Below are 3,213 nucleotides of genomic sequence, written 5' to 3'. Positions count from 1 at the left end.
AATATCAAAACAATTTCCCCTAGAAGAAAGATACTCTCTAACTGACCAAATTCGACGTTCATCTCGTGCCGTATGTGCTAATCTAGCAGAAGCCTGGAGAAAGAGAAGATATCAAGCATCATTTGTTGCTAAGTTAAATGACTGTGAAGCTGAAAGGTTAAGCCATGTTACGGAATAAATATTTAAAAGACTGGTCAAAAATTGTCTCCTATCATTTTCCTCATTTATCTTTACCTGAAGTGGTTGGTTTAGCCACTTGGAGTTTTGGCATGGTGATGACAGGTTCAAGTAGTTTGACCCGAGTTTCCGAATTTATCGCTAAAATTAATCAGGAAAAAAGTAATACAGTTAGACAAAGACTGAAAGAATGGTATCAAGATAGTAAAGGAAAGAAAGGAGAAAAGCGAAGAGAGTTAGATGTCAGCGAATGCTTTGCACCTCTACTCAAGTGGATTCTCAGTTTATGGAAGTCTGAATACAAATGTCTACCCTTAGCAATAGATGCAACTAATATTGGTCAGGATTTTACTGTTCTTTCCCTTCATGTTCTTTATCAAGGTTGTGGTATTCCCGTAGCATGGAAAATTGTTAAAGGTAGAGAAAAAGGTTCTTGGAAACCTCATTGGCTTTATGTTTTTCACTATGTTAAGGATGTCGTCCCCTCAGATTGGCAAGTCCTCGTATTAGCGGATAGGGGATTATATGCTGACTGGCTATTTGAGGCAATTTGTTCCTTAAATTGGCATCCTTTTTTAAGAATTAATCACCAAGGAAACTATCAACTTAGAGGTGATACGGAATGGAGATGTTTAGATACAGTCGCCCCAAAAACAGGAACACAGTGGTCAGGTTATGTTACTTGTTTTAAAAACCATTCTATTGATGGCACTTTATTAGCACGTTGGGATGAAGGATATAAAGAACCCTGGTTAATTGTTACCGACTTAGAACCGACACAAGCTCAGAGTCTTTGGTATGGTTTACGTTCCTGGATTGAATCAAGTTATCGAGATATAAAAAGTGATGGATGGCAGTGGCAGAAAACTCGTTTAAGAGAACCAGACCGAGCCGAAAGAATTTGGTTGGCTATGGCAATAGCAACACTTTGGACAGTAACTGTAGGGAGTGAAGAACAGCCACATTTATCAAAAGATTTCAAAAATAAACCTAAGCCGAATTCTCGGATAAATTCAAAATCAGATTTGAGAAGACAAGAGGGGAATATTTCTTGTTTTTTGCAAGGATTAATCAACATTATTGCTGATTTAGTTTGTGGTAAAGGGATTTCCTTAAATGGTTTATTCCCACGACAATCTTTTTTCATAAATACGTCTTGAACTATACAATTCTTCTCTACCTTGTCTACTTTCCTTCCTTGTCCTCCTTGTCTAGTCCCCACCTAAGAGTAAAAAACCTACACCTGTCAGCTCTCCCCATCCCCCTAACAATTGCGGTAAAACCTGATGCAACCCCCGCTTCAGCGTCTCCGTAGCGTTGAGTTCTTCAATCCCATCAAACAATCCCACCTGTCGTTCCCAGTATTTCCCCGTATCCCCTTCTGTGGTATGGCGTTGGTCTGGGTCAGGATACACCACTGAACCGATACCCGACACCGTAGACCGAGGTAAAAAAGCCGTTGGCACTTGCCAAACCCGACTATTTTTCACCGTACCCGCCGCATATCGCAGTTGGTCGAATAAATAAGACCACCATGACCCCACATTCACCCGCATTGATGGGTCTTTTTCATACACCGCCCGCATAAACTCCAATTCCTCCGGTAAAAACAGGGCGCGGCGTTGGTCTGGAGTATCCTGAAGCTGGCACAGACGATTCATCGGGTCTAACCAGGTTTGCAGTTGGGCGGCGTCTGATGCAGCAATTGCCTGATTTGTCAAGGGATTCACGCCAATGGGTAACGCCGTCCAATAGGTTTGCCACTGAGACCCCAACCACCCTGACCAAGTGGCACTATTTTCCCCTAAATCCGGCATCCAGTGGCGTCGCCTTAACTCAGCAAACACCAACTGCCCAATCCTAGACCATTCCGCCAGCAGGGTTTGACGGGCGGTTTGCATGGCAGACTTCACGTCTTTAGCGGGAAGAAGGGCAACAATCACATTAGGGAATCCGGCGGTGAGTAAGGCGGATGCTGACGGTTGCGGTATCCAAGGTCGAAACTCCGCCCACGTCTGCCCCAACCAATGGTCAATTAAGGGTTGCTGAAACAGACTCGGATAAATCAGGCTATCGGGTCCATAGCATTGTGCCAGCCGCCAGCAAAGTTTAGCCGACAGATAATGCAACACCCAAGACCCTGCCCAGAAATCCCGCATTTTGCGACTGGCTTTAATTAACTCTTGCACTGGAGAAAAGCTAAAAGTTGCCAGATGGGGAGGGGAGGAGTTCGGGTCAGTTAATGCCCCAGCTAAAGCGGCGGTGAGGCTGGCTTGACTCCACACCGAGGCATCGGGTAACAGGGGTACTGCTGGCATGAGTAAGGCATCCTCTCCCAGTCGCTGACTCACGGCTTCAGGTAAGCAGCGCCATAGCCACCAAAAGAGTTGGCGGGAATCGATGGATTCTGGGGAGTTGGGGGGGCTGTCTGCGGGTGACGGGGAGGTTAACCGATAGTAATCGGTTATATTCACCGATAGAGGGAGTTCTGCCCCCGATAGCAGATGTGCCACCTTCAGCGTTGGCAGACTCAGGGGCAACTGCAACCCATTCAGCAGGGCGCGATCGCTAGCTTCAGCTATTTGGTAGGCTTGGGATACGGTTGGGGCAGGATTGACTGATTCTAGGGCATTTAAGAAGACTTGAGCATTTTCCCCGGTCGAGTTTCTCAACCTATCCCGGTCAAAATCATAGAGTAATCCTTGGATTTTGGCTTGCCAGAAGGAATTAGACACGAGGGAATTGTGCGATCAGGAGAATCGTCCGATTTACTCATTACTCTATCACAGGCACGATTCAGGGGTTTGGAAACCAAGGGGTTTGGAAACCAAACCCCTACTGATCCCCTGTTCTCCAAATAGTAAAGTTTTGTGTACTACGAGGAAGGTTAAGAGCTTAGCTTGATCTGGCGAGAAGCCTCACGCCATAATCTAGGATTTGGCGTTGAGATGAATCGCCAGTGAAGAGAAAATTATTTTCACTCTGAATCTTTATCTGCAAGAGTAGTATAATTGTCGTGGGAGGTGATAGAAGGTG

Annotated in this window: 2 protein-coding genes and 1 pseudogene; 2 read left to right on the top strand and 1 reads right to left on the bottom strand. The window is 45.4% G+C overall.

The window, feature by feature from the left end:
* Nucleotide 1: 1 nt before the first annotated feature.
* Nucleotides 2-154, top strand: a pseudogene (locus RH949_RS18120) (four helix bundle protein); the annotation flags it as partial.
* Between the two features lie 10 nt (nt 155-164).
* A complete protein-coding gene (locus tag RH949_RS18115) occupies nt 165-1,337 on the top strand; it encodes a transposase (protein ID WP_446355037.1) in 1,173 nt (390 codons plus the stop codon).
* Between the two features lie 51 nt (nt 1,338-1,388).
* Here the strand turns inward: RH949_RS18115 and RH949_RS18110 are convergent, their stop codons facing one another.
* Nucleotides 1,389-2,912 (bottom strand): type III-B CRISPR-associated protein Cas10/Cmr2, encoded by a 1,524-nt coding sequence (locus RH949_RS18110; protein WP_446355035.1) that lies wholly within the window; start codon nt 2,910-2,912, stop codon nt 1,389-1,391.
* Between the last annotated feature and the right edge of the window lie 301 nt (nt 2,913-3,213).

Source organism: Coleofasciculus sp. A1-SPW-01 (assembly GCF_040217205.1).
GTDB lineage: Bacteria > Cyanobacteriota > Cyanobacteriia > Cyanobacteriales > Coleofasciculaceae > Coleofasciculus > Coleofasciculus chthonoplastes_A.
Note: the sequence above shows the minus strand (reverse complement) of the source record. Positions and strands in the feature narration are given on the sequence as shown.

Coding starts and splice junctions, on each gene's coding strand:
- RH949_RS18115 (WP_446355037.1), top strand. CDS start 165: ATGTTACGGAATAAATATTTAAAAGACTGGTCAAAAATTGTCTCCTAT.